The sequence below is a fragment of the Rhodanobacter sp. ANJX3 genome (genome assembly GCF_014200755.1).
GTDB lineage: Bacteria > Pseudomonadota > Gammaproteobacteria > Xanthomonadales > Rhodanobacteraceae > Rhodanobacter.
In genome coordinates, this window is sequence record NZ_JACHCM010000009.1 from 74867 (window position 1) to 100956 (window position 26090).

General features: G+C 58.2%; 17 protein-coding genes. 14 read left to right on the plus strand and 3 right to left on the minus strand.

Going from position 1 to position 26090, the window contains the following annotated elements; genetic code table 11:
• Positions 1–133 precede the first annotated feature (133 nt).
• From HDE76_RS18855 to HDE76_RS18890, 8 genes are all read left to right on the plus strand, one after another.
• Positions 134–1399, plus strand: coding sequence for a glycosyltransferase (locus tag HDE76_RS18855; RefSeq protein WP_184509834.1), 1266 nt, complete (start codon positions 134–136; stop codon positions 1397–1399).
• Between the two features lie 120 nt (positions 1400–1519).
• Complete coding sequence (locus HDE76_RS18860; RefSeq protein ID WP_184509836.1) at positions 1520–3676, plus strand: type I secretion system permease/ATPase; 2157 nt, start codon at positions 1520–1522, stop codon at positions 3674–3676.
• Positions 3673–5094 carry an HlyD family type I secretion periplasmic adaptor subunit gene (locus tag HDE76_RS18865; RefSeq protein WP_184509838.1) on the plus strand — a complete coding sequence of 474 codons (1422 nt, stop codon included), beginning with the start codon at positions 3673–3675 and terminating at the stop codon, positions 5092–5094. Before HDE76_RS18860 ends, HDE76_RS18865 begins: the two co-directional genes overlap by 4 nt.
• The gene (locus tag HDE76_RS18870; protein WP_184509840.1) at positions 5084–6529 is read left to right on the plus strand and encodes a TolC family protein; all 1446 of its coding nucleotides are present in this window, start codon (positions 5084–5086) and stop codon (positions 6527–6529) included. The genes HDE76_RS18865 and HDE76_RS18870 overlap by 11 nt, the downstream gene beginning before the upstream one ends.
• Before the next feature lie 108 nt (positions 6530–6637).
• A complete protein-coding gene (locus HDE76_RS18875; protein WP_184509842.1) occupies positions 6638–7873 on the plus strand; it encodes a glycosyltransferase family 4 protein in 1236 nt (411 codons plus the stop codon).
• A gap of 538 nt (positions 7874–8411) precedes the next feature.
• Positions 8412–9518 (plus strand): site-specific integrase, encoded by a 1107-nt coding sequence (locus HDE76_RS18880; protein WP_184509844.1) that lies wholly within the window; start codon positions 8412–8414, stop codon positions 9516–9518.
• An 85-nt stretch (positions 9519–9603) separates the two neighbouring features.
• Positions 9604–9804, plus strand: a complete 201-nt coding sequence (locus HDE76_RS18885; protein WP_184509846.1) for a hypothetical protein — start codon at positions 9604–9606, stop codon at positions 9802–9804.
• Positions 9797–10012: a hypothetical protein gene (locus tag HDE76_RS18890; RefSeq protein ID WP_184509848.1), complete on the plus strand. Its 216-nt coding sequence runs from the start codon at positions 9797–9799 to the stop codon at positions 10010–10012. Before HDE76_RS18885 ends, HDE76_RS18890 begins: the two co-directional genes overlap by 8 nt.
• Before the next feature lie 127 nt (positions 10013–10139).
• On the opposite strand, the gene HDE76_RS18895 is transcribed toward HDE76_RS18890, so the two are convergent.
• On the minus strand, positions 10140–12257 hold the full coding sequence (locus HDE76_RS18895; RefSeq protein ID WP_184509850.1) for a hypothetical protein: 2118 nt from the start codon (positions 12255–12257) through the stop codon (positions 10140–10142).
• Positions 12258–12952: 695 nt separating this feature from the next.
• Between HDE76_RS18895 and HDE76_RS18900 the strand changes: the two genes are divergently transcribed.
• The 6 genes from HDE76_RS18900 to HDE76_RS18925 all read left to right on the plus strand — a co-directional run bounded on the left by HDE76_RS18900 (position 12953) and on the right by HDE76_RS18925 (position 20180).
• Positions 12953–13528 carry a hypothetical protein gene (locus HDE76_RS18900; RefSeq protein ID WP_184509852.1) on the plus strand — a complete coding sequence of 192 codons (576 nt, stop codon included), beginning with the start codon at positions 12953–12955 and terminating at the stop codon, positions 13526–13528.
• Entirely contained in the window at positions 13521–14885 is a 1365-nt protein-coding gene (locus HDE76_RS18905) for an AAA family ATPase (protein WP_184509855.1), read from the plus strand. The genes HDE76_RS18900 and HDE76_RS18905 overlap by 8 nt, the downstream gene beginning before the upstream one ends.
• A gap of 45 nt (positions 14886–14930) precedes the next feature.
• Entirely contained in the window at positions 14931–15152 is a 222-nt protein-coding gene (locus HDE76_RS18910) for a hypothetical protein (RefSeq protein WP_179481907.1), read from the plus strand.
• Positions 15153–15453: 301 nt separating this feature from the next.
• Positions 15454–15792 carry a toxin-antitoxin system HicB family antitoxin gene (locus tag HDE76_RS18915; protein ID WP_184509857.1) on the plus strand — a complete coding sequence of 113 codons (339 nt, stop codon included), beginning with the start codon at positions 15454–15456 and terminating at the stop codon, positions 15790–15792.
• A gap of 13 nt (positions 15793–15805) precedes the next feature.
• On the plus strand, positions 15806–19756 hold the full coding sequence (gene mobF / locus HDE76_RS18920) for a MobF family relaxase (protein ID WP_184509859.1): 3951 nt from the start codon (positions 15806–15808) through the stop codon (positions 19754–19756).
• 169 nt (positions 19757–19925) lie between these two features.
• The gene (locus tag HDE76_RS18925) at positions 19926–20180 is read left to right on the plus strand and encodes an antitoxin (RefSeq protein WP_184509861.1); all 255 of its coding nucleotides are present in this window, start codon (positions 19926–19928) and stop codon (positions 20178–20180) included.
• A gap of 778 nt (positions 20181–20958) precedes the next feature.
• Here HDE76_RS18925 and HDE76_RS18930 read toward each other — a convergent pair.
• Together HDE76_RS18930 and HDE76_RS18935 are read right to left on the minus strand one after the other, a co-directional pair.
• Complete coding sequence (locus HDE76_RS18930) at positions 20959–23046, minus strand: RHS repeat-associated core domain-containing protein (protein WP_184509863.1); 2088 nt, start codon at positions 23044–23046, stop codon at positions 20959–20961.
• The coding region (locus HDE76_RS18935) for an RHS repeat protein (RefSeq protein WP_184509865.1) at positions 23046–26090 on the minus strand (3045 nt) is incomplete at its 5' end. The genes HDE76_RS18930 and HDE76_RS18935, both read right to left, overlap by 1 nt.

Consider the following 26090-nt stretch of genomic DNA (forward strand, 5'->3'; position numbering starts at 1 on the left):
GAGAGTCAGTGGATGTTTGCGAACCAAGCTTTTGCTTGGCTCGCAAACCATCGATGTGCTCAATGCCCGCTGATCTTATTGCCACCGATTGCACATTAACCGCCAAATTGAAACTTTCGCCATTCCTTAGCCCATGCCCCATCGAATCATCTTTATCCACCAGAATGCACCCGGACAGTTCAAACACCTCTTGGCGTATTGCGCAGCCAATAGTCAATGCGAAGTCGTCGTTATCGGGGAAAAGCAACGCCTGAAGGCTAACTTTCCCAAGGCTCTGCCCAACGTCCAGTTTCATGTCTATGAAATAACGGAGATATCACGCGAGCAAGTGCCTGTTGAGTTGTGGACGACAACGCAATCGATGCGTCGCGGTCGTGCCGTCGCGCTTTGTCTGCAGAATGTTCGTGACAGCGGTTTTCGTCCCGACGTCATCTACGGACATCCCGGCTGGGGCGAGATGCTTCACGTCAAGGACGTCTTTCCGGATGCTCGAATCGTCAACTACTGCGAGTTCTACTTCAATCGCGAGGGCCAGGACCTGAGCTTCGACCCCGAGTTTCAGCTGGAGGCCGTGGATAGCTATCGCGTCAGAACGGACAACATGGCCCAATTGGTCAGCTTGATCGATGCCGATGCCAGCATTTGCCCCACGCACTGGCAACGATCGCGCTACCCGACGTTGCTCAGGGATCGCATGACTGTGGTACATGACGGGGTCGATCCCACGGTGGTCAAGCCAGACCCTTCGGCAACCGTTCGGCTTAGCGATGGACTGGTGCTCGACCGATCACGCCCGGTCATCACCTACGTCAGTCGCAACCTTGAGCCGTATCGCGGGTTCCATGTCTTCATGCGTGCGCTACCTGAAATTCTACGAAGGCTACCGACCGCTCATGTCTTGATTGTTGGTGGTGATGATGTTTCCTACGGTCGCCAGCTCGCTGGTGGCATGTCGTATCGGGAGTTGATGCTCAAGCAGCTGGGTGCACAGATCGAAGCACAACGCGTGCACTTCCTTGGACGGATTCCCTACGCGCAGTATCTTCGGGTGCTTCAGGTATCACGTGTTCATGTCTATCTGACGTACCCGTTCGTGCTGTCGTGGTCGGTGCTTGACGCCATGGCCACAGGTGCGGTCGTCATCGGCTCGGATACCGCGCCGGTGCGTGAAGTCATCGACGATCAGGTCAACGGCTTGCTCGTCGATTTTTTCTCTCATGCCGCGCTAGCTGAAAAGGTATGTCAGGCATCTCTTAAGTTTGATCAATTCCTTGAGCTGCGGGAGCGTTCAGTAGCAACGATCAGGGATAACTTCAATCTGGCATCCTGCATCAGTCGTCAACTCGATGTGTTATTTCCTTCGTCCGACCTGCTGCGTCAGCAGCTGGCAACGGCCTAACGTGTTTTATGGAATAAAAGTTATGAACGGATGTCTCGAGCCACGCTTTGTTTCACCCGGTGAGTTAAAGCCCATATTCCGCATGGACTGGTTCTTGCTCACTAATGTGAGTGCTAAAGCATGACGCTGATCGCTGAAGACGACGCCACACAAACACAAGCACAACCTCAGGATGCCGGGCTGGCACTACTGCTGTTGATTGCACACTTCCATGGCGTGGCCGCCGAACCTGCGCAGCTGCGGCATAACGCTGCCCTGCAGGGCAGAGCGTTCTCAGAGGATGACCTTGTGCTTGCCGCTCGCTCGTTAGGGCTGAGGGCGAGGGCCGTGCCTTTGGAAGCCAAGCGCATGGATCGGTTGCCTTGGCCGGCGCTGGCGATGGATCGCGACGGTCGGCATTTCGTCATCGCTGGGATGAAAGATCAAACCGCGCTTGTGCAAGAAGCCACGGGAGGCGGACCGAGCATTCGCCCCCTCCAGGAAATCCTGGAACGTTCCAATGGCCGGATCATTTTGTTTACTTCGCGTGCTGCCATTGCCGGCGAGATAGCGAAATTCGATTTCTCCTGGTTCATTCCGGCGATGGTCAAATACCGGCGCATTCTGATGGAGGTCCTTGGTGTCTCCGCCGTCTTGCAGTTGTTTGGACTGGTCACGCCGTTAATGTTTCAGGTGGTGATGGACAAGGTACTGACCAATCGGGCGGAGTCGACTCTGCTGGTGATCAGTCTTGCCTTGTTGATCAGCGGATTGTTCGAAGTCCTTTTGACGGGGTTGCGTAATTACGTTTTCGCGCACACGACGAATCGCATTGATGTGGAGTTGGGTTCCCGGTTGTTCCGACACCTGGTCGCGCTGCCGTTGCCCTATTTTGCGTCACGTCGGGTTGGCGATACGGTGGCGCGAGTCCGCGAGTTGGAGAACATTCGCAATTTTCTGACCGGTCAGGGACTAACCGCTGTCATTGATGTGTTCTTCTCGTTTATTTTTCTTGGGGTAATGTGTTTGTACAGCGTGTGGTTGACGCTGATGGTCGCGGCATCGTTGCCCGTGTACGCCCTTATCTCCGTGTTATTGGTGCCGATCCTGCGTCAAAGGTTGAATGAGAAATTCGTACGGGGCGCCGACAACCAGTCGTTTCTGGTTGAATCGGTCTCGAGCATGGAGACGGTCAAATCGATGGCCGTGGAGCCGCAGTTTATTCGTCGCTGGGATACCCAACTGGCCGGCTATGTGGCCGCAGGCTTTCGCTCCAGTATGGTTGGCAACGTTGGTCAGCAACTCATTCAATGGGTCGGCAAGCTCGTGACCGTCGGCACCTTGTTCTTCGGCGCACTGTTGGTTATCCATGGGCGGCTGACCGTAGGCGAACTCATCGCGTTCAACATGATGGCGCAACGCGTTGCCGCACCGGTTTTGCGGCTTGCGCAACTATGGCAGGACTTTCAGCAGGTCGGCATTTCGATGAGCCGGTTGGGCGATGTGCTCAACGTGCGCAGCGAGGTGCCTACGCATCAGCAGTCGTTACCGACGGTGAAGGGCGAGATTGTGTTCGATCACGTCACCTTCCGCTATCGGCCGGATGCGCCTGAAGTACTCAAGGACATCAGCTTGCAGATACGCCCGGGCGAGATCATCGGCATCGTGGGCCGATCCGGATCAGGCAAGAGCACGCTGGCGAAGTTGCTGCAGCGACTCTATCTACCGGAGCGGGGGGCTTTACGTGTCGATGGCGTCGATCTGAATGTTGCCGACCCCGCATGGCTACGGCGTCAGATCGGGGTGGTGCAACAGGAAAATCGCCTGTTCAACCGATCGATCCGTGAAAACATTGCGTTGACGGATCCTGCCGCGCCCATGGATAAAGTGATTCAAGCCGCTACGTTAGCGGGAGCGCACGAATTCATCACGTTGTTACCCGATGGATACAACACGCGCGTCGAAGAGAATGGCGGCAACCTATCTGGCGGTCAACGACAGCGGCTGGCTATTGCGCGTGCCCTGTTGACTCAGCCTCGCATACTTATCTTCGATGAAGCAACCAGCGCGCTGGATGTAGAGACCGAGCAGGTCATTCAACGCAACATGGCCGCGATCTGCGCAGGCCGCACGGTCATCATCATTGCTCACCGACTGAGTGCTGTGCGCCAGGCACATCAGATATTGGCCATGGATGAGGGATGCATTATCGAGCGCGGCACGCATGCGGAACTGTTGCATCGTTCCGGGTACTACGCTCGCATGGTTGCGCTTCAGACGACGACGGTGGCCGCATGAGGGGTTTATTTTGGCAGGCTTTCGGCGACCTGTGGCGGCGCTATGGCGAGGTGTTTAAGGTCGCTTGGGGCGAGCGGGGCATGCATGCGTTACCTGATCGCCAAGGCCATGAGACAGCATTCTTGCCGGCGCATTTGGAGTTGATGGAAACGCCCGTCCATCCTGCTCCGCGCTGGACGATGCGTATCATTGCCGTAATGACGATATTGGTTCTGCTTTTGGCGGTATTGGGCAAACTCGACATTGTTGTTGTCGCCGACGGCCAGTTGGTCCCCGATTCCAACGTCAAAGTCGTCCAACCGGCGATCACGGGCGTGGTTCGTGCGATTCACGTTCAGGACGGTCAGCAAGTAAGCGCGGGTCAGCCTCTGCTGGAACTCGATACACGGCAGGCTGCCGCCGATGCCTCCACGGCGCACGCCAACCGCGTTCATGCCGCACTAGCGGTCGCGCGGGCACGGGCTTTGCTGGAAGCGGTCGCGACTAACCATTGGCCGAAGTTGGTTGCTGTTCCGGGAGCGACGGCACTCGAACAACAACAGGCCGCTGACCTGGCGGAGCAAACGTGGCAGGCTTACGTGGCAAAAGTGCAAGACGCCAAAGATGAGCTGAGCGCACGACAAGCAGATCTTGCCAGTACCCAGCAGGAAATTGCCAAGTATCAAGCCACGGCGCCTTTGGCGCGCCAACAAGCGGACGTCTATCACAGCCTGCTGCTGAAGAAGGACGTCGCACAGATCGACTATCTGGATCGCGAGCAAACCGCGCAAGGGCAGGAGCATGAGCTCGAAGCCCAGCGAAGCCATGCAGCGCAACTGGCAGCGACGATTCGTCAACAGCAAGCCGACCTGGCGGGCACGTCGTCAGGCTTCCTGCGCGACCAACGTTTGGAACTGGACAAGGATCTTCAAGATTTCACCACGAGCCAGGATGACGAGACCAAAGCGACCACGCGGCAGGGACTCATGGTTCTCACCGCGCCGACCGCGGGTACGGTGCAACAGCTGTCCGTGCATACCCTGGGTGGTGTCGTAACGACGGCGCAGTCATTATTGGAAATCGTGCCCAACGACACGTTGCAAGTGAAAGCGACGATTGAAAACCGTGATGTCGGATTCGTACGGGTAGGTCAGCCTGCTGTCGTGAAGGTGGCAGCCTTTCCTTATACCCACTACGGCTATTTGAAAGGGACAGTCGTCGAGGTATCCAATGATGCTGCCGCCGATCGCAAACGTGGCTCGGTCTTCGTAGTTTACGTGCAGCTCTCAAGCAATCGGATGCGGGTCGATGATCGTTGGGTCCCTCTCACGCCGGGTATGAGTGTCACTACTGAGATCACCACAGGACGGCGACGTGTGATCAGTTATTTCCTTGGGCCGCTCATACAGCATGCACAAGAGAGTTTGCATGAGCGCTAGGGCCATTCTTCTGGCGGCAAGCCTGGTTGGTCTGGGGGCGACTATCGCTGCTGGCGATTCTCGTGCTGTCGATCTTTTTCATACGCAGCGAGCCATCCCAGCAGCCGCAGCTAGCCCGATTCTGGCAGGACATGCCATATGTTCCTTCGGTGCGCCCAGTAACCCTTTGACGTTGCGCGAGGCGGTCGAGCGCGCGTTGTGCACCGGTCCGGATACGCGCGACGCCTGGACTATTATTGAAGAGCGAGCGGCAGCGGTCGGGGTAAGTAAGGCGGCTTATCTGCCGACCCTAACCGCAACAGGGCAATTAGTGCACGACGACTCTGTCACCAATGTGCGCGATCACGCTTCGCTAAGTTCCAACTATTCAACGATCGTCCAGTCCGACAGCTTGCAGCTTGGTTGGGTGCTTTATGACTTTGGCGGGCGTCGCGCCGCGCTGAAGAACGCGAAGGCGCTCCTGAGCGCGGCACAAGCTAACGAAGATGCGGTGCTTCAACAAACTTTTTCGGACACTGCAAAGGCTTATTACTCTGCGCAGGCTGCTATGGAGCAGCTTGTCGCGGACGCCGCGATTGTTGCCGATGCACGAGACAGTTCCATCGCCGCACAAGAAAGAATTACTCGGGGCGCCGCGCCAAGTACGGAGGGTTATCAGGCGCTCACAGCCTATGAGCAGGCACTGGTCACTCAGACCAAGGATCGAGGTTTAGCCGCCGCTGCATTGGGCACGCTTGCAAATGCTATGGGGCTCTCTCCAGATACGGCGTTAACGCTAGAGTCCGTCGATCAGAACCGGCTTCCGAACAAGGGCTTTACCGATACGGTTGCAGCGCTTATGCAACACGCGGAGCGAACCCATCCAGCGGTACTGGCAGCGGAGAAAGAGCTAGAAGCATCGCAAGCGGCGATTGTTCAGGCGAAGGCGCAGGGGCGCCCCACGGTCAAGCTGGTGGGTGATTACAGTCGCAACAATGAACCGGTTCAGTTAGGGCTTGGTCTGCCCCATTACCCGGCAACCGGACACGACGGTTACGTCGGTTTTCAGGTCAGCATTCCTCTTTTCTCAGGTTTCGCAACCCACTACCAAGTGCGTCAGGCGCAGGCGCAGCTGGATCAGCAATCCGTTGCGCTTGACAAGGCTCGACAGCAGGTGGCCCTGCAGGTTTGGACGAGTTATCAGACATTGCAGACCGACACACAGAACCTGTACGCCAGCCTGCGTTTGCAAGAGGTGGCCACTCAAGCTTGGGAATCGGCGCAGCGTCGCTATAAGTCTGGGATCGGCACCATCTTGGAATTGCTCAGTACCCAAACGGCGTTGGCACAAGCGCGGCAAATGCGTGTGGAGGCTATCACGGGGTGGCGCTACGACCGATTGGCTTTAGCCTCTGCATTGGGTCAACTAGGATGGGACGATCTCAGCGATCAATGAGGGATTCAAAAGAGCAGTGATTTCGGGCTGAGCTTTCGTTGACCACAAACCGAATCCATGTATCGATGCAGGAACGATCTCTTCAATGTTCGCCAAGGGAAAGCTGGCATGCGGCTGTTGCTAATTCATCAAAATCTTCCTGGACAATATCGCCATCTGTTGGTGCATTACGGACGGCAGCCCGACTGCCAAGTGATCGGTTTGGGCGAAGCGCGTCGTCTAAGGGAGAATTTTCGCGCCCCTATTCCGGGAGTGAAGTTGGTGGGCTACCAAACACCATCACCGTCAAAAGCAACGACGATGCCCACGATGCGTGCGACGGAAGCCGCGGTAACGCGCGGGCAGGTTGTGCTCAAAGCACTACTACAAATCAAGAAAGTCGGCTTTTATCCAGACGTTGTATACGCGCATCCGGGCTGGGGAGAGACGCTTTTCCTGAAAGATGTTTTTCCCAAATCGAGATTGCTGCACTTCTGTGAGTTCTATTACAACACCGCTGGACAGGACTTCAGTTTCGACCCGGAATTCCCCAATAGCGCCGACGACGTTCTGCGTCTGCGCATTCGTAATTTGCATCACCTCATGGCGCTTGAGCAGGCTGACGTTGGCATTGCACCTACGATATGGCAGCGCACGCGGTTTCCCTCCGCATATCAGCCAAAAATTGAGGTCGTGCACGATGGTGTCGATACGGATTATGTCAAGCCGGACGATCAGGCATTCATCGAGTTTCCAAACAAAAAGCTGCGTTTAACCAAGGCCGATGAGGTCATTACATTCGTTAGTCGGAACTTGGAACCTTACCGTGGCTTTCATATTTTCATGAGGGCGTTACCGGAATTGCTCAAAGCACGTCCCAATGCTCACGTTGTTATCGTTGGGGGTAGCGATGTTTCTTACGGGCGTCGGCCGGCCAAGGGGACTTACCGTGAACTCTATTTGGCAGAAATTGGGGATCGAATTGACTTCAGTCGTGTTCACTTTGTAGGCAAAGTTCCCTATGCAATATTTCTTAAGCTACTGCAGGTCTCTACCGCACATGTTTATCTGACTTATCCTTTCGTATTGTCGTGGTCGATGATGGAGGCCATGGCCGCAGGATGTTTGGTGGTCGGATCAAGAACACCGCCGGTGGAAGAGGTCATCACAAATGAGAAGAACGGTCTATTGGTAGATTTTTTCTCTAGCCAGCAACTCGTGGAATCGATTCTGCGTATTTGTGAAGATCCCAATCGGATGCAGGAAGTGCGAGAGCGCGCAAGGCAAACTATCGTGGATCGCTATGATCTGCACCGCATATGCCTGCCAAGACAAAAGGAATTGATTGAGTCAAGCAGGGCGTAAATTGAGCTTGGAATGGACAGATAGAGCGAAATGGAAGCCGCGATGTCGCCAGTAGTTTGGTGACCTCTCCCGGCTTGCGTTTGCCCTGCGTGAGGCTGAAGGCGGTAATGCCCACACTCCCCTCGGCCATCCGCCCTTCGTGTGGAGGGTGTACCCAACTGACTTCGCTGTCATATGGTAATGGCGACGTTCCCCCGTTTTCAGGGTAGTCCCCTGCTTTTGGCGGTCGCTAAAAGTAGAACTAGTCGAAGGGAAAGGAATTGAATCAACGCACGGGGTTTCAACCCAATGCTTCGCTCCGGCAATCAAAGAGACTTTCCGTACCGGCGTGCGTACAACGACTTAGGCCACCCGTTGAGGTGGCCTAAGTCGTTGAATCTAGTGGTGGGCGATGCAAGGATCGAACTTGCGACACCTGCCGTGTGAAGGCGAAATTCACACGCCCAGAAAGCTAGATGTACCAATGGTTTCAGAGATATTTCTGTGATGCGCGGAACGCCTATGGAACGGTTCGTTTTTGTATTGCGCGAAAGAAGCGATGCCCGACAATGAGGGCATGGCAACCATCTCAAAGACAGATGCAGGCACCTACAAGGTGCTCATCCGAAAGGCCCGTTTTGGTGTCCCCCAGCTGTACAAGACCTTCACCAGGAAAGAGGACGCGGAGGCTTGGGGAAGGAAAACCGAGAGCGAAATCGAGCGAGGCGCCTGGCGCGATGTTGGTGGAGCCGACAGGATGACCCTGGCGGTGGCGCTGGAAAAGTACCAGACCGAAGAAACTCCCAAGCACCGTGGTGCCGAGGTCGAGGGCTACCACATCAAAGTGCTGAAAGAGGAAGCGCTTGCACAGACAGTTCTCGACCGGATCACGCGTGGCAATGTGCGCGCCCTCTGTGACCGCTGGCTCACGAAGGGCTACGCCGTGGCCACGGTCAACCGTCGCCTGACGATCCTTCATGCAGTTTTCGAGTGCGCGCGAATCAATTGGGGTATGGCTGGGTTGAGCAACCCGGCTGTGTCTCTGAAGCTCAAGGGGGCGACCAAGCGCGAACGTCGTGTCAGTGTGGAAGAAGTTGCTGCGCTATGCGATGCCAGCGACTCGGCTTGGCTGCCTGCTGCAGTTCGCGTTGCCGTCGAAACGGCCATGCGTCGCGGTGAAATCTGCAAACTTCGCTGGTCGATGGTAGATATTGATGCCGGCGTGGCTTACTTGCCCGGTCGGATCACAAAGGCGGGTAGACCACGTGGTGTCCCGTTATCGCCTGAAACAGTCAAGGTGCTGAACGATCTTTTGCTTGTGACAAAGGGCAAGGACGAAGTGGCGGATGACTTCGTGCTTGGCGGTCTTCAATCGCATTCGATCACGCAGGCGTTTGCTCGCGCAGCCAAACGCAGTCGTGCCGGATATCTGGCTGACTGTGCAGTGAAGGGCACAACACCTTCGGCTGAATACCTTGCCGATCTGACTTTTCACGACCTCCGTCACGAAGCCACGAGCCGGCTTGCGGAGATTTTCAGCCTGCACGAGTTGATGAAGATCGTGGGTCATTCGTCGAGCTCCATGCTTGAACGCTACTACCACCCGCGCGCGGAAGACTTTGCCAAGCGTCTACGCGATGTGGCCAAGGGGCCACGAGTTCGATGATTTCGGAGGTGCAGCCATGATTCGTACGATCTACAGCAAGCGACCTGTGTGGTTGGTTGACAGCGAGCAAGAGCGCAGGTGAGTAATGTCTGATCTCTGGGCTATCGGCAAACAGCGCTTCATCAAGGGGCTTCGTGAAGGCTTCTACGAATTTTTTTGCCCAGGGATCGCCGCGGTGCACTGCGGAAAAATCATCGCTCATGTTTACCTCGAACAACTGGATCGAGCGATGGCCGAGGCGCGTGAGAAAGCCAGCAACACGAAAAAGGTAGGCGACCGTGAATGAGTTCCTTCAAGGTATGCGCAACGGCCACCGCAAGGGCACTATGTTGCCGTGGAGCGTAGTGTTGGCTGGTTATTTCGCGCCGTGGTCAGGCCTAGTACGCGCGATCATTTGGCTGCTGCGCGAAATGTCTGCCTGGCAAGATCAGGCGATGGCTGAAGCGCAACGCCGTTACGACCAGAAGATCGCCAGCCGCAAACGCAACAACTGAATGGGCTTCTATCTCTACCTGTTGGGCGTGCTCGCCACCGGTGGGTTTTTGGTCTGGAACGGTGCGTGCATCGGATCGAATGCATCACACGACCGATCGATGATGACCAGTCTGCCGGTCGGCATGATTAACTGCGGCTATTGCCGACGTAAGAAGGCTGTCCTTGGCTGCGCATCTTCTGTTGATGAAAGTGCTCCAGCAGCACATTGAAGGTCGAGAACGTCATGCGAGCGGATAGCCTCGTCCTCACCTCGGTAAGCGATTGCACGCTGTCCAATAGGACGTCGAGCTGGGCCACGCTCGCGGAGCCGGCATTGAGCGGATGCGCGTTGATGTGTTGGCCTGTCGCCTCAAGCAGGCGTGTCTCTTTCTGAAACAAGCGTAGATGCGTGTTGAATTCCTCGACTTGCTTTTTTTTCGTATAGCCAGGATCGCAGGTGAATTGGGCCGACAACAAAGCGTTATAAACGTTCCTAAGCATCCACCGATCCTGGAGCGCGCCGTGGTCCAGCAGGGTCACCGTGAGGCGCGTGATGTGCCGGTCTCGAAGCTCGAGACTCGTCCCGTCGCGGAAATGTATCGCGCCCACACTTCGCAAAATACGCTCATGCCTGAGAGCCTGAGCTTGAGAAGCAAACAAGCCACCTGCAAAATCAAGTAGCGCATCGCCCTGCATGCCAGTCATGGCGCCCCGCGTTAGCGCCTTCGCTTTGCACTCGACAAGGATGATATTTTCCTCATCCTCGAAAACGAGATCGCACTCGCCGGCACCTTGTTCACCCAGATCATAGATCGCGCTCTCGAAGCTCGGTTGAAAGTCGTGCTTGGTGAATATGTATTTCGTTAGCCGCTCTGCCGCATCGCCTCTCAGACGGGCGATTTCCTGATCGGTCTTGTTGGTTCTCCAAGCTGCGAATGTGGCTTCGAACAGGGCTGGGCCCAGTACCGAGGCCGCCGGCAGAACAACGCTGTTTCCCTTGAGCAGAATGAGCGGCTTGAAGATTACGTCAGGACCCGCGGCCCCGAAGGGGGAGCGATAGTGCTTGTTGGCCTCTCCCTCTTTGTGCGCAAAGAACGGCAACATGGACTTAAATATCCCCAGGTCGAAGCCGGTTTCAACCAACCTGGAGATCGGTACGACCTGAGTGCCAGGTGCGGCGTGCGCTTTAAGAACCTGGGCCAGCTCTATTGCATCCGCAACGTTCCAGCCGAGCCGCTGCTTCATATCGCCATCGAAGCTTTCACCGAAAAAAATGGTGAGAAACTGAGGCGTGAAGCTGAGGTGCCACTGACGAAGAGAGAAGCAGTGGTCGTAGTGAGCGACCTCTCGCAGTCCATCCTCCAAGGTTTCGGCGTTCAATCCTAAAAAAGCAAATTGTGAGTAGGATTCGAGATCGAGCATCGCCACGAGATCGCGCGCTAGGCAGACGGCCTTGTCCCAGAAGGACCTAGCATTGCGTTCGTTGGATCCCAGGGCCGGCAGCTTGACGGCAATGTTATAGAGCAGACCGATCGGCAATCCCGGGGGCCGATAGCCAAGGCCGCCGGCATATTTCCTGCCGAATAGAATTTGCTCGTAGGCGTAGTCTTGGGTCTCTAGGGCCACCCGCATGATATTCGAGAGCGCGTTGAGAGAGCCTACGCGCTGGAGGCATTTCCAAATTTGCCCGACGATATTTTCGATAACCTCAGGGCTGATCTGGTATCGGCCTGAGCGGATTGAAAAGGCGTAGCCGAACCGTTTGATCCGAGTCGCTGCGTCCGCAACCGCCTTGGTGCGAGCGTTGGAAAAAGGAAATCGCTTCAAGACCGTGAAGGCGCGGCCTATAAGCATGGCTTCCAGCCAGGCCGACTCATTGTCGAGTGCTTTCACGAAGGCAGTGACTTGCGGGGACGGAGATGCGCCTGGTTGAACGGGCCCAGATGGAATCCTCGTTCCGTCGGGCTGAGCAATTCCGGGCAGGCAAGCCGCAATGTTGTTGAGCGCCTCGGCGATCGGTTCGCTCACGTTATCCAGCACATTTGCCAAAAAGAAATGATTGGCTAGAGAGCGCACGGTGCCAACCGTTTGGTCAGTATTCTCCAAGACGATTAATAAATCGAAGAGTCGGTCCGGTGCGTGTTGTAGGCTCTGATAGGCTTCCAAAGCCTTATTCGCAGCAGCTTCATCTTTCATCGGCACGGTTGTGGCGGAATCCAGATAAATCGCTCTCAGCTTTTGCACCTGATCGTCCAGGTCCTGCATCCGGGTCTCCTTGAGGCTGGATGTTTCATGATGGGTGGCTCCGTAAATTTAAACGAGCCCCGCATGCTGGTTGTGGCAAGGCATATTGAATCAGCTACGCAAAAAATTAGCTTCCCCGCGGCTTACTATTGCACTGCAGTCCGTCAGATGGTTGTAGCCAAGGATTGGCGGCCGGCCGCTCCTGCCGATTCCTGCCGGTGGACTGATCATGATCGATTGGTGGTACTGATCAATTCCGTCGGTGTGCGCAGAACGGTTGCTTCCAGAACCGCGATCGTGACTCCGAATCTGTGCAGGATCGCGAAAACTCCTGTTGATAGGGGGCAACAATTTCTGCTGCCCCCTATCAACAGGAGGACAGCATGGATCACGAAACCCTCGCTCAGCGCGCACAAGATTGGGCACGGCGCCAACCGCGCGCATTTCTGATCCCCGTCGCGTTCATCGCGATCGTCGTTTTGCTATCACTCGCTTCGGCGGCGCGAAGGGGACTCTCTCGAACTACACCCGTGCCCGAGCACGCGCCAGTTGCGGAAGTTGTCCCTCATGAGCCACTGGCGCCGGCTCCGGTAATCAAACCACCTGTGGCCCCGCCGGTGGCGGTAGCACAGCCGCCGGCGGTAGGGGGTGGCGTTGCACTAGCGCCTGCACCGACAGAAGCAATCCGTGGCACCCCAAGCCCGGTTCCGCAGGTAATGGCCAAGCCGTCCGCGCCACCCCCCGGCATCGCGCCAGGCTGGGTCGAGTCTTCAACATTCCAGCGTAACCAATTCGGTCAACTCTCCCAGGTGGAGTCTGTTGCGGTAACGGCTCAACTGACTGAATTCCAGTCGGAGAATCCTGCGCGTGGTGGCCCGGACTGGGCGCAGAAATTTCAAGGCTGGTTCAAGCTCGATGCGCCCAAATCGATCTCAATTCTGCGTGCCGCTGCAGGGGTGGGTACGGTGGAAGCCACCATTGACGGCCAGCCGCTGGGGCAGCCGTTATCCCTTGCCAACGAACCGGCGTCGCAGACGGCCACGCTCAATCTCAATACGGGGTGGCACACGTTCGTCATTCAAGTGAGCCGGGGTGGTTTCCAGGGGGCCAGTACGGGCATCGACATGCAGATCGCAGTGGGTGATGGCACCACCTCGCCGGTGCCGATGGTGCCCTATGCCGTGCCGTCTGGAAATGGTGGCGATACCAACCACCCGGCCAACGTGCAGCCCTCGACGCCGGCGAAGCTTTCAGTAGTGGCTGCGCCTGCAAAAGGAGCGAACCATGAATAACCCGAACCTCAATGTGACTATGCCTCAGGGTTTGTCACGCGTCCGTATCGCAGTTGGTGTTGTGGTCGCGTTCCTTTTTCTTTCGCATCTTGAAGATCTCGCTGGCGGGCTGCTGACAGCGTCAGTAGCACTGGTTTATGCCCGTCTGCGGCGCTGGCCAGAGGTGAAGTTCCGGTACTACTTCTCAACATTGAAATTGGCGCTCCCCGGCTGCGCCTTTGTCGCGGGCGCTAGTGCCCAAGTGGCGCTCTTTTCACTCGATCAACCTGGCTTAGGAATCGGTGCTGCGCTAGCCGCCGCAGTTGCCGTTGCGGCACTCATTCTCATCCTCGAAGGCAAAGTTATGAAGAACATTTTCGACCTCGTACCCACCGACCAGCAAGACCAGTTGGACGATTTCCTCGGTGCCAAGGCGCCACAGGGTCAGCGCGCTGATTTTTCTCACCTAGACCCCGTGCGCGTGGAAGGATTTTTGCGCGATCGAGTGATTGGCCAAAACTCGGTCGTGCATGAATGCGTGCAGACAGCGTTCCGACGGGTGAGGCTGGCACGCTCCAACAAGCCGGTCATGACCGCGCTATTTGTGGGTGCCACAGGCGCAGGGAAAACCGAGCTGGCGAAGGCGTTGGCAGCCGAACTTTTCGCCGGGCGAATGATTCGCGTGGATTGCAATGAATTGAGCGCCGAGCACGGCGTGCAGCGACTGATCGGAGCACCTCCGGGCTACGCCGGTTCGGAGGATGGCGGGCAGCTCTGCCGCGCCATCGGACGGTTTGGCACAGGGTTGATTTTGCTGGACGAAATCGAGAAGGCGCATCCCGTGGTGTTGAAGACGGTGATGGGTCTTTTGGACGAGGCAAGATTGACCGAACAATCGACCGGGCAGGTCTATGACGCATCGGGCTTCATGATCGTGCTGACCAGCAACGCTAAGCAGGCCGAAATCGGCAAGATCGCGGCAGCGACCGCCGATTCTTCCGAACGCACGCGCAAGGTCAAGGACGAGCTGAAAAGCAGCGGATTTCTGCCTGAAGTGCTGGCACGTCTGGATGCCATTTTTCCTTTTGAACCTCTGAGCCGTCGGGCGCTCGCCGCCATCGTGGGCCGCTTCCTGATGGGCATCGCGGGGGAGGCTGGCGTCGAGGTGGTGAGTGTTGATGCGGAACTGTTGATCGATCTCGTCGCCAAGGCCGAGAAGCTCTCGGACTACGGTGTCCGTGAGGTGGTGCGGGCGGTCGAGAGTGCCGTGGTCGATCAACTGCTCGACCTCAAAGATCGCGGGGTCTCCCATGTTGCGATTCGCGTTGAAAACAGCCGTGTCGTCGTCCATCCGGCGACGAGGGCGGTAGCGATCTGATCGCCAAAACTTCAACAGGTACAGACAACAAATGAGGACGCGAACATGAGCAAGAAGATCGATGCCATCGAAGCCAAAATCGCCAAGCTGCGCGAGCAACTCAAAGCGGAGCAAGCCGCTGATCGTGAGCGAGACGAGCGGGAGCTTTTGCGCCTCGCTCGGGCTGCAGGGTGCACGCGTGACCTGATTCGTATCGCACAGCAAAAAGCAACTGCTGCGGCGAAGGCTTCGGTTGTGAAGTCGGGTGCGGAGACGAAGCCGGCATGAGCATCGGATCTGTGAAAACGGAGATTCATTCCCGCTACGCGGGGCCCGGAAAGTCGCGGACGAGTCCGCTTGCTCGCTCGCTGCGCTCGTTCGCACACACCATGCACGGCTGCGCCACCGCCTTCGGCGCTCAAACCCCGGCAAATCCAGCGGTGATGCGGGTTGTGGATGACGGCATGGGAGCCGTCGCTTTTTGCCGTCAATGTGCCGTCACAACACCCTGAAACCGTGTTGCAGCGCGGTTTCAGGTGCCGCCGCCATGCCGTCATGGCTCGCGGCCAAATCGTGGAGAAAAACAGCCATGCAGGACGAGAAGAAACTCACGTTACGCGTGTCGCCGGAGAACGCGGAGGCGATCGCAAGGCATGCCGCGAATCTCGGCATGTCGATCAACGCCTACCTCACTGCATCCGCGCTTGAGCGCGGTTCAGCCGATGAGCGGGATGAACTGCTTTTGGAGCAACTCCATGCCATGCGTGATGAGCAAAACGCACAGTTCGCCGAATTTAAGGCGGAGCTGACGGAGGCGATCTCGGCGACGTTGGCGACTGAACTCAACGCAAGCGCGGTGCGTATCAATGCCGGGCTCCAGAAGTTCACCCAGTGGGCGGAAGCACGTTGGCCTACGGATCGGAAGTGAGGAGGTTTCGAGCATGATCGGTGTAACGAAAATCGGCAATGCCGCCCAAGCATTCGACTACTACAGCGAGCGTGACGATTACTACCTGTCCGACCAAAGCGCGGCTGCGTGGTATGGGCGTGGTGCAACGGAATTGGGTTTGTGCAGAGACATCAATCCGATCGAGTTCCGTGATGTGCTGGCTGGCACGTTTGGAGCGGCGGCTGTCAAGAATCCTCATCGTCATACGCCAGGATGGGATGTGACTTTCAGCGCGCCAAAGAGCGTGAGCATTGCGGCGCTGGTGAACAAGGATGAACGCTTGACGGCTGCACACGACACGGCTGTCCGGGCGGCGCTCGATCACATCGAAGTGCACGCGATCATCACTCGCCAGCGCGATATGGCCGACGGCTACGCATACCGAAATACCGGAAACCTTGTCGCCGGTGTCGTCCGTCATTCGACGTCGCGGAACCTTGATCCACAGCTCCACAGTCATGCGGTGATTGCCAACTCGACGTACGATCCGGTTACAGGGCGTTGGACTAGCATCGACAGCCGGCAAGGGCTCTATTCCGCCCAGGTCGAGGCCAACAATGTTTACATGAACGCACTCGCTGCCGGAGCGCGGCAAGCCGGCTATAACGTCGATTGGACGGTGCATGACGGCGGGGCCGTCAGCTTTGAGTTACGGGAGGTTCCCAAGGAACTGTGCAACGATTTTTCGAGCCGAAGGAACGAGATCGATGCTGCCTTGGCCGAGCGGGGCCTGAGTCGTGAGGATGCGAGTGCAGCGGCCCGTGAGGCCGCCACACTCGATACGCGCAAGGCGAAAGAACACCTTCCGCCGGGGCAGCTGCATCAACGCTGGGAAGCGCAAGCGGTGCAAGTGGGATTTGCTCTCGGTCGTCGACCTTCCGGCCGGGACTTGGCTGGCGATTTCGAGCATACCGTGGTGGCTGCGGATACTGCCGTCCGTGATGCAATTACCCACCTTTCTGAACGCGAGACGCGCTTCACTGCGCGCCAGATTCTTGCGGCAGCCCGGACGTTTTCACAGGGCAGGGCTGATGAATTCACGCTGGGAAAAGCGGTTCAACTCGCTTGTACGAACGGAGGGCTGATCTCCCGCGAGACGCTACAAGACGTGCCTGGCGGTCGCCGCGAATACGTAGCTGGGTTTACCACCCGAGCGGGCGAGGAAACCGAACGGCAGATGCTGGCGGCAGCGAAGACTATCGCTGTGGCCGGCGAAGGCCAGATGCGGATCGGAGAGAAACAGCGCGGCGACAATTCAAAGGCCTCCATTGATGCGGCGATTGAGCGTCAGGAGGCGCGCAGTGGTCATCCGTTCTCCGAGGAGCAGCGGGCGGCTGTGCAAGGCATCCTGTCGAGCGAAAGTGGCCTCCATGTGATTCAGGGATTCGCCGGCACCGCCAAGACAACCACTGTGCTCGCCACTGTTTCGGAGGCAGCACGGGAAGCGGGCTGGACGGTACGGGCACTCGCGCCGACCAACAGCGCGGCCCAAACCTTGGGCGATGCCATTGGTGCGGAAGCACAGACTGTCGCGGCGGCCAACCATTCCCGTGAACGCGCAGGCCAGCATGGGCAGCGTGAGGTCTGGATCGTGGACGAGGCAGGCATGGTGAGCGCCGGCGACAAACGCGACTTGCTCCAGCTTGCGCGGGAGCGCGGCGCGCGCGTCATTCTCGTTGGTGATGACCGGCAGATCGGTAGCGTGGGGGCGGGGGCCGCCTTCGAGCAGATCAAGGCGGTCCACCTCGATGCAACCCACGAACTGACCGACATCAAACGCCAGCGGAGTGAGCGTCTCCGCGGAGCTGTCTACGATGCGCTGAATGGACAGGTGGCCGATGCGCTCGACAAGGTGGATGTGCGCGAGCATGCCTCGGCAGATGAGGCGGCGAAGTGTGTCGCTGATGACTACATGCGCGAGACGGCTGCGGGGAGGGACACCCTCGTTGTGACACTTTCTCGTGCCGACCGCGATGCGGTCAATGAGGCAATCCAGCAGTGTCGCGTGGACGTTGGTGAAGTCCAGAACACGCGGCCGGTTACTACGCTGCGAGACCGGCAGATGACCGAAAAGGAACGGGCTGACGCCGCTCGGTATCACGTTGGCGATGTCATTGAGGCTGGGCGGGACTATCGTGGTGGCCCGAAACGGGGCGAGCTGGCTGAGGTTGTCCGAATCGAGAGCGGTCGGATCACTGCACAGTGCTCGGATGGTCGCGAGTGGACGTTCGATCCAGCCAAATCGAACAGGCTTCAGGTGAACGAGGCAGTGCAATCTCGGATTGGCACCGGGGACAGGATCGTTGCCAAAGGGGCTATCCGTACCGAAGCTGGGGAGCGGATCAAGAATGGCGCGGATTTGGTTGTTGATTGCGTGCGGGACGATGGCCGGATTGAGGCCACGGATACTGCTGGCCGACGTCACACTATCGACGCCAGGCAGGGGGCGAAGATCGACTTGGCCTATGCGCAGACTGCCAACCAGGCGCAGGGGCGGACGGTAGATGTGGTGATCGCCAATATGCGATCGGGGCAGCGCAAGTTGGCGGATCAACAGCGCACCTACGTCGCACTTTCCCGTGCGCGGGAAAGTGCCATTGTCCACACCGATGATCGGAAGAAGCTTGCGGCACAGATCGAGAGTCATTCCGGCAGGAAGGAAACGGCGATGAAGGCGGGCGATATTTCAGTCGAAAGCCAGAATGGTGGCCGGCGTTCGGCGTCAGTGACGCCTGACGCTGAACGTCGGCCCGCGCGCGTAGCGCGCAGCCAACAAGTCGAGCGAGAGGGCTCGGGTGAACAGCTGCGAAGCAGCAAGTTGCAGCGGTATGCCAGTGCGGCGGGGCACGCCATTGGGGCGGGTGCTGAGCGCCTAGGAAATCGGATTCGGGACTACTCCGCCAAGGCACCACGGCGGCGATTTGATCGCACTACAAAGCAAATGCTCCGCAACATCGACAAGCAGGCGCAGGCAAAACGGCAGTCGGCTCGCAGGGGACGGAGCATGGTGAACCCCGTCCGCCATGTGAAGGTGGCCGTTGCCAATGCGAACGCAGAGCGAAGCAAGGGCAAGGTCAGGGGGATGCAGGTAGTTGCGCACGCCCGCTGGGAAGCTGCGGATGCTCGCCGGAAACAGGGATGGCAAGACCCGAAAGCACGAAAGCTCCTGGTGCGATCGGAGGACGGGCGAACGGCGCGTAGTACCGATGGCAGCCGTACATTCACAGAAGAGCGCGGCATCAAAGGCTTTGTCGACCGGCATCAAGCAGTAGTGGCGGCGCGCCGTGAGGCGGCTCTTGAGCAGGGGCAGCGTGAGCACCGCATGCGTGGCGGTGGCGAAACTGCAGACAGTCGGGAGCTGGCGCGGCGTGCCCTGCAGACGCATCAGGCAGACCAACAGCGGCTCATCCAGCCGAAGAGGGACTGGGATGCGATGGCCTCCAAGCACGGCGTGGAATACGACCGACATGGTCACCGATACGCGCACGATGGGAAGGGTGGTCTGCACAGCGAGGCGCTGACCAAGCGCGATCACGCGATGAATGAAACGCAGCGGGGCAGGGAGGTGCGCAACCAGACCAATGGGCGCACCGCAGGTGCTGTGCGCGGCATGCTGGCTAGGCGTGCCGTTGAGAAGACAATCAAAAGCGAACGCGAGGCGGAAATTCAGCGGCTTAATAGGCTCGCGGGCGGCGGCGCGGAACCTAAGACGACGATGGCCGGGGCTGGATCGAGACATGAAGATGTCCAGCAAACGGCCTCACAGCGCAGAGCGGAACCTAAGACGACGAAGGCTGGGGCTGGATCGAGGCATGAAGATGGCCAGCAAACGGCCCCACAGCGCGGAGCGGAACCTGAGACGACGAAGGTCGACGTTGGCAGGGGTCAGAAGCTAACGAACCGCGGAGACAGAGCCAGGCGTGACAAAGGGCTCAATTGGTAATTCCGAACACGGGGGGCGCCGCCGCCGAGGCCGAGTACGCATTCCGGTCTGGTTGATTGCTCGTTCCGGTGAACGCTGACCACCGTACCGACGCTGATCGGAGACGCCGAAAATTCGAGGTGGCCCTGATATGTGGTGATTAGGCTTTGTAGTAACACGGAGCTTTCTCATGAGCCGCCTGACCATCGACATTACTAGCCAGCAGCATCAGAGCCTGAAGGCGCTGGCCGATTTGCAAGACAAGTCGATCAAGCAATACACCCTCGAGCGACTGTTCCGAGGTAACGCTGCCGGCGACCAAGCGTGGTCGGAGGTAAAGCCCCTGCTGCGCACGCGCATCGACGAAGGGCTGAGGGGAAAGGGTTCCATTAATGGCATGCAGTCCATCCTTAATGAGGAACTGACCGAAGGCGGCCGCGCGTGACCCGGCCGGATATGCTCTGACGCACGCGGCGGAAACCAATACCCACCCGAACCCTGCGATTACGAAAGGGATCGCGATTGCTGACGCAATCGATGCTGGTCATCTATATATGGTCGGCCTTGAATTTTGATACGTCTGACTGAATCAGCGGCCGCCGACTAACTGACGTTATACCCGCATTATCACCATGACTGAGCCCAATGACAGACCTCCCTTAAGGGCGAATCAGCTGTTTAGTGTCACCGCTATAGTCAAGTTGCAGCCAACAAAAGGGCCTAGGCCGGCAGCGACTATCCCAAACAAGATACTTTTGGATTCCGGTCCCATGGTCATTGTGATGCCTAACGAAATTCAAACTCTAGGAGTGTGGCACACTCGTGCTGCCCAACAAGCCTAAGATCGTCAACCGAATCAGGACAGCCATGATCCAGATAGCGAACGGTGTAACGACGCCCATAAGTATCGCGTGCCCGTAACTTATATCGCGCCTTGTCCAAGTCTTAGAAGCTCGCCTATAACTCCAAAAGAAGAGCGGAAGCGCGACAACGAAAAAGAATAAATTTGGATAATCTAATTGATCGGCGATTTGTCCACCGCAAAGGAAAACAACCGGAAAAAGCCAAGCGGGAAGGAATGATCGCCAGTGCTTTCTCGTGTCTTCTAGGAGTGTCTCTTGATGCTGGTCATTCATGCTGGTCATCTATATATAGTCGATCTTGAATTTTGATACGTCTGACTGAATCAGCAGCCGCCAACGAGCTGACGTTATACCCGCATATCACCATGACTGAGCCCAATGACTCACTGAAGTAGCCATTTGGGAAATCGTCGGGGTTGTATACGTATAGGTGCGAGCCGCGCCAGCCCCAGCCCAGACCCCGCCTCCTACTCCATATTTCCCTAGCCCTGTTGATGCTCCAGTATCTTGTCCTCCGTTGGACGTCACGGTTACACCTGCTGAAGGACCGTACCCAGCATCAACCTCTGCAACTGCCGATGTACTTTCCGACGCACCTGCTTTGCTATCGCATTTCGAATGGCTAATGCCGCCAGTGAAACCGGCCCCAAGATAAGCACCTAGACCGAGTTCTGCTTGGCCGGTCGCGGAAAAAGAGATTTGGCCATTTGACGTAAAGGTAAGATTCACGCTACCACCGAGACCCCCGAACAAGAATGCGCCGGTTACCCCAAAGCCAAAAGACGCTTGCCATTCGAGTCCAAACGGATCTACGTACATCAATGGGTTGCTGGCTGCATAGGCATATGTATTGATGCCTCCCATCAATCCGCTGGGGTCACTTTCTATATAACGCCCAAAGACGGAGCTATAGTCCCGATAGCCGTTGTTCCACGTTTGCCTTTCGGCATCGTAATACTGTCCCGGAAAACCCAGGTTCAACGTGATGTTTGCCGTAGTTACCTTCTGCGTAAACGGGAAGTTCTGCGCCAGCCACACCACATTCTGTGAGGCATCCGTCACCACCTCCGGGCGACCCACCTGATCGTCGTGGATGGCGCTGACCTGTCCGGCGCTGATCCGACCGATCAACCGGCCGTTCAACCGCACGTAGTCGACCCAGGTGCCGTTGTCGTCCTCGGCCAATAATGTGCCATCTGTGCTGGGCGCAAAGTAGGTTGTGCCGGTCGAGCCGCCCGCCTTGCGCAGGCGCTGTCCTTCCGGGTTCACGTAGTCGGCCGCGCCGCCGGCGGCATCAAGCCGGATGTAAGGGTCGTATTGATAGCTCGCTGCCCCGTTGACCAAGGTGGTGTTGCCGTTGGCGTCGTAACCGTACTGGGTGCTGGCGCTGCCACTTACCCCGGTCAGCTGGTTGCTGGTAGGGCTGTAGGTGTAGGTCTGCGTAACGCCGTTGACGGTTGCCGTGTTCCGATTGCCGTTGGCGTCGTACTGGTAACTTTCGTTTTCCACGCCGGAATAAACGGACACTAACCGGGACTGCGCGCCGTAGCCTAAGTTTTGCGTCAGCGTGTTGTCGATGCCGTTGGTGATCTGCGTGATGCGATCGGCCGCGTCGTAGGTAAAGCCCAGGCTTTGCTTGCCCGGCACACTGATGCCCATCAGCCGCCCGTCCGTGTCGTAGCTCAGGGTGTTGGCCAGCCCATTGCTGGACGTCCAAGCGGACATTGCCATGTCCATGGGGCGGTACGTAATAGCCGTCGCGCCATTGACGGAGGTGCCTCCGACCTTAAGGCTGACACTGGCGACGGCGCCATTGGTGTAGGAGTAAACGGCCTGGTTGCTGTCGGGGTAATTCACCACGGTCACGCGACCCATGGCGTCGTAACTAAAGCCCAGCGCGTACGTCGTGCTGCCCATGGTGAAGCCACGCCCGCCGATCCAGCCTTCCGGCGTATAGCTATACGATGTCGCCCCGGTAGCGTCGCTATCCGAACACAGGCGACCCAGGCCGTTGGTGCAGTTGTCGTAGGTGTAGGTCTGGGTCAGCCCCCCGGCGCTCACGGTGGTACGGCGGTTGATGCCGTCATAGCCGTAGGTAGTCTGGACCCCATCGGCGCGTGTCATGCCGGCCAGCCGGCCGTAACCATCGTAGGCGTAATTGACCGTGCCCGTATCCGGGCTCACTTGTTGCAGCAGGTGGCCCAGACCGTCGTGCGTATAGCTCGTGACGAGACCACGCGGATCGGTGACGCTCGTCACGTGATCGCCCGCGTCGTAGGTCATGACCGTGGTGACGCTCTGGGCGAGTAGCGGAGGTGAGCAAAGCGCCATCAGTAACGCTGCTGGCAATAGCTTGAGAGCGAGTGGCGATGTCTTCGGGGCGGCCATGGTTTCCTTCCTTGAGTATCCGGTGCCGCGCACGGTCGGTGTGATGAGACGTGGTTTCATCAGTTCGTCCCCACCACTTTCGCCGTGAGCGTGCAGGTCGAGCTGGACACGTTGGCTCCAGCCGCATTGAAGAAAGTCACCGTCAACTGATATTGCTCACCGTTGCCGTTGGACGACGCGGTGTACAAACTGGTGACATAGTTACTGGAAGGATTGCTCGTAATCGCTACTGGTGAAGCAGCAGGATTGACCAACGTACCTGTGGACGCCGAATCACCCGCAGGCGGGCCGATAAGCGTCCAGACGTACTGGACGGTGACCGCCGTAGCTGGCACGGCGCCCGATATCAGCACGGCATGCGTTGCATTGGGCTTAGATCCCCAAACATCCCATGTGGTACCGCTCACGATTTCGAAACCGATCGACGCACTTCCGCTGGCTTTAGAAATGGCATAGCTCTCGGTGTACGACTGACCGTTGATCGCGAGAGGTACGGGAATGGTCACCACGGTTGTGGCCGTGCCACTGAACGGCCCGCAGCCAACGGCGTCGCAGGCCTGTACCCGGTAGCCGTAACTTCCATTCGTTTCGCCACTGACCGCCAGACTGGCCGCCGCCGAGTTCTGCAGGGTTGTCCAGCCACCACCGTTGACCTGCTGCTGCAGGAGATAGGCACTCGCGCCGGTCACGCCGCCCCAGCTCACGGTGTAACTGCCGGTAGCGTTGGTGGCTGGCGCGCTCAGACCCGGAGCGGCGGTAGGCGCCGTAACGGTCACCGTACCGGTGCCACTCCAGGGGCCGCAACCGCTGACATTGCACGCCTGTACCCGATAGCCATAAGTGCCGGCGCCCCGACTGGCCGTGCTCCAGCTAGCCGATGCGCTCGCTTGCACCGTGCTCCATGCACCGCCGTTGACCTGCTCCTGCAGGGTGTAGCTGGTCGCCGCGCTCACGCCGCCCCAGCTAATCGTGTAGCCGCCGGTGTAGCTGACGCTTGGTACGCTGAGCGCCGGCGCGCTGGCCGGTATCGGCGGAATGGCGACCGTGACGGTGGCCGTGACACTCCAGGCACCACACCCGGAGCTATTGCACGCTTGCACGCGGTAACCATAGGTGTTGTTGCTCTTGCCCGTGGCCGCCCAGCTGGTCGCTGCGCTGTTCTGCACCGTAGCCCACGCGCCACCGTTCACCTGTTCCTGCAAGGTGTAACTAGTGGCGCCGCTCACCGCACTCCAGCTCACGGTGTAGTAGCTCACATTGGCGCTGGTCGGGACGTTCAGAGTCGGCGCGCCGGCAGGCTCGTTCACCGGCACTTGGAAACTACCCGCGTTGGCCAGGGCGAGGTTGGCGGCCCCTATCGGCGAAATACCGTAGAGATAGATCGCCTGACCGGCGTATTGGCTGCGGGTAGCGACGGATAGTGGAATGCTGTAGCGGTAGCTGCCGCTGCTCACATCGCAGGCACTGGCGACCGCCGGCTCGCTGGTTTGGTTGGCGGTGTAGCGCCCGATGTCGGTACCCGTGCCGGCCGGTCCACCCAGATACAGATCCACGCTGATCGACTGCGCTATGCCTGTGGAACACGCCCAGCCCGTCACGGTGGCATTGCCCGACCCGTCGATGGAGACGCCGTCAATGCTACCGGTCACCTGCGTCACGATCACGCTGCCCACATTGCTCCATGGGCCGCAGCCGCTGCTGGTACAGGCTTGGGCGCGGTAACCAAAGGTGGCCGGACTCTTGCCGCTGAGCGACACGCTGGTGGCACTGCTGTTCTGGATCGTCGTCCATGCGCCGCCGTTGGCCTGCTCCTGCAGGATATAACTCGTGGCGCCGCTCACGGCCGTCCAGCTGACGGCATAACTGCCGTTGCTGCTGTTCGCCGGCGCACTGAGCGTCGGCGCTGCCGTGGGTATCGAGGGGCTCGCGCCGCCGCTTTCCACGGTCTGCGTGAGGCGATCGAGGTGATCGTACTGGTAGTTGATCACATGCCCAACGGCGTTGGTCGTCGAAAGCACATTGCCGTTGCCGTCATAGGCGTACGTCAGCGTCTGGCCGTTGTTGCCGGTCTTTTGATACAGCCGACCTAGAGCGTCGTAGGTGGCAGATTCCTTGAGGCCGACGTCGCTGCCGCGCGTCACGATATGGCTGGTGACATCCCCGTTAGGATCGTAGCCAAACGTCTCGGTCGACGTACCGTCCTTATCGTTATGGGTGATGGTCTGCACCATCATTTCCGCATTGCGATTCCACGTGGTCACCTCATTATCGGGCGTGGTGAGCGTGTAGAGCAGACCAAAGCCGTCGTAGGTATAGGTCCATGTTGCGGCGGTACCATTGGGATGCGTTGTTTTGGTGCTGATGCGACCACGCGCGTCGTACACGAAATCAGTAGCGTCACCGTTCGGACCGACAACGTGCTGTGGCTCACCTAGACCGTTATAACTGCTATACGTCGTCGTGTGACCTAGACCATCGGCAAATGAGCTGACGTTACCCAGCGTGTCATAGGTGGTCACATCGGTGTCGCTGTTGTTCGGTGACGGATGGGTCACCGACATCGTTTGCACCATGCCGTTGGCGTACAGTGTGTAGTTGTACTGCGTCGTGAGTGTCTGATTGGCGGTGCCGTTGGCCGACAGGTTGGTGACCGACACGGAGGCCAAGCGATTCTGAGCGTTGTAGGTGTATGCCGTCTTCGACCAGCCTTCGACCGTCGCACTCGTCAGGCGGTTAAGTTGCGCGTTGGGATCCCACACGTAATCCGTCGTCCGCGCCTGCGTCGTGCCCGACGCTTCGGTCTCTGTCTGCAGCTGACCGTTCGCTGCGTACGTGTAGGTGTGCACATTGCCGTTGTTGTCGACCGTCTGCGACAGATTGCCGTTGTTGTCGTACTGGCGCGAGTTCACCGTCGCGCCACAGTCGGCTACCGCATTATTGCTGACCGAACTCAATTGGCTGTTATAGCCGCCGCCCGTGCCATAGGTGCCATCATAGGTTTGCACGGCCTGATGACCTAAAGGATTGGTGACCGTCGCCTGGACGTTGCCTGCGCTGTCGGTCGCATAATTGATGCTGATGTTCTGAGTGTCATCTGCGAGATA

Bases quoted from the DNA above. Each gene is read 5' to 3' on its own strand.
- HDE76_RS18910 (WP_179481907.1), top strand. From the start codon at position 14,931: ATGAGCAAGAAGATCGATGCCATCGAAGCCAAAATCGCCAAGCTGCGC.
- HDE76_RS18870 (WP_184509840.1), top strand. From the start codon at position 5,084: ATGAGCGCTAGGGCCATTCTTCTGGCGGCAAGCCTGGTTGGTCTGGGG.
- HDE76_RS18905 (WP_184509855.1), top strand. From the start codon at position 13,521: ATGAATAACCCGAACCTCAATGTGACTATGCCTCAGGGTTTGTCACGC.
- HDE76_RS18925 (WP_184509861.1), top strand. From the start codon at position 19,926: ATGAGCCGCCTGACCATCGACATTACTAGCCAGCAGCATCAGAGCCTG.
- HDE76_RS18860 (WP_184509836.1), top strand. From the start codon at position 1,520: ATGACGCTGATCGCTGAAGACGACGCCACACAAACACAAGCACAACCT.
- HDE76_RS18895 (WP_184509850.1), bottom strand. From the start codon at position 12,257: ATGCAGGACCTGGACGATCAGGTGCAAAAGCTGAGAGCGATTTATCTG.
- HDE76_RS18855 (WP_184509834.1), top strand. From the start codon at position 134: ATGCCCCATCGAATCATCTTTATCCACCAGAATGCACCCGGACAGTTC.
- HDE76_RS18880 (WP_184509844.1), top strand. From the start codon at position 8,412: ATGCCCGACAATGAGGGCATGGCAACCATCTCAAAGACAGATGCAGGC.
- HDE76_RS18915 (WP_184509857.1), top strand. From the start codon at position 15,454: ATGCAGGACGAGAAGAAACTCACGTTACGCGTGTCGCCGGAGAACGCG.
- HDE76_RS18875 (WP_184509842.1), top strand. From the start codon at position 6,638: ATGCGGCTGTTGCTAATTCATCAAAATCTTCCTGGACAATATCGCCAT.
- HDE76_RS18865 (WP_184509838.1), top strand. From the start codon at position 3,673: ATGAGGGGTTTATTTTGGCAGGCTTTCGGCGACCTGTGGCGGCGCTAT.
- HDE76_RS18930 (WP_184509863.1), bottom strand. From the start codon at position 23,046: ATGAAACCACGTCTCATCACACCGACCGTGCGCGGCACCGGATACTCA.
- HDE76_RS18900 (WP_184509852.1), top strand. From the start codon at position 12,953: ATGGCCAAGCCGTCCGCGCCACCCCCCGGCATCGCGCCAGGCTGGGTC.
- HDE76_RS18885 (WP_184509846.1), top strand. From the start codon at position 9,604: ATGTCTGATCTCTGGGCTATCGGCAAACAGCGCTTCATCAAGGGGCTT.
- mobF (WP_184509859.1), top strand. From the start codon at position 15,806: ATGATCGGTGTAACGAAAATCGGCAATGCCGCCCAAGCATTCGACTAC.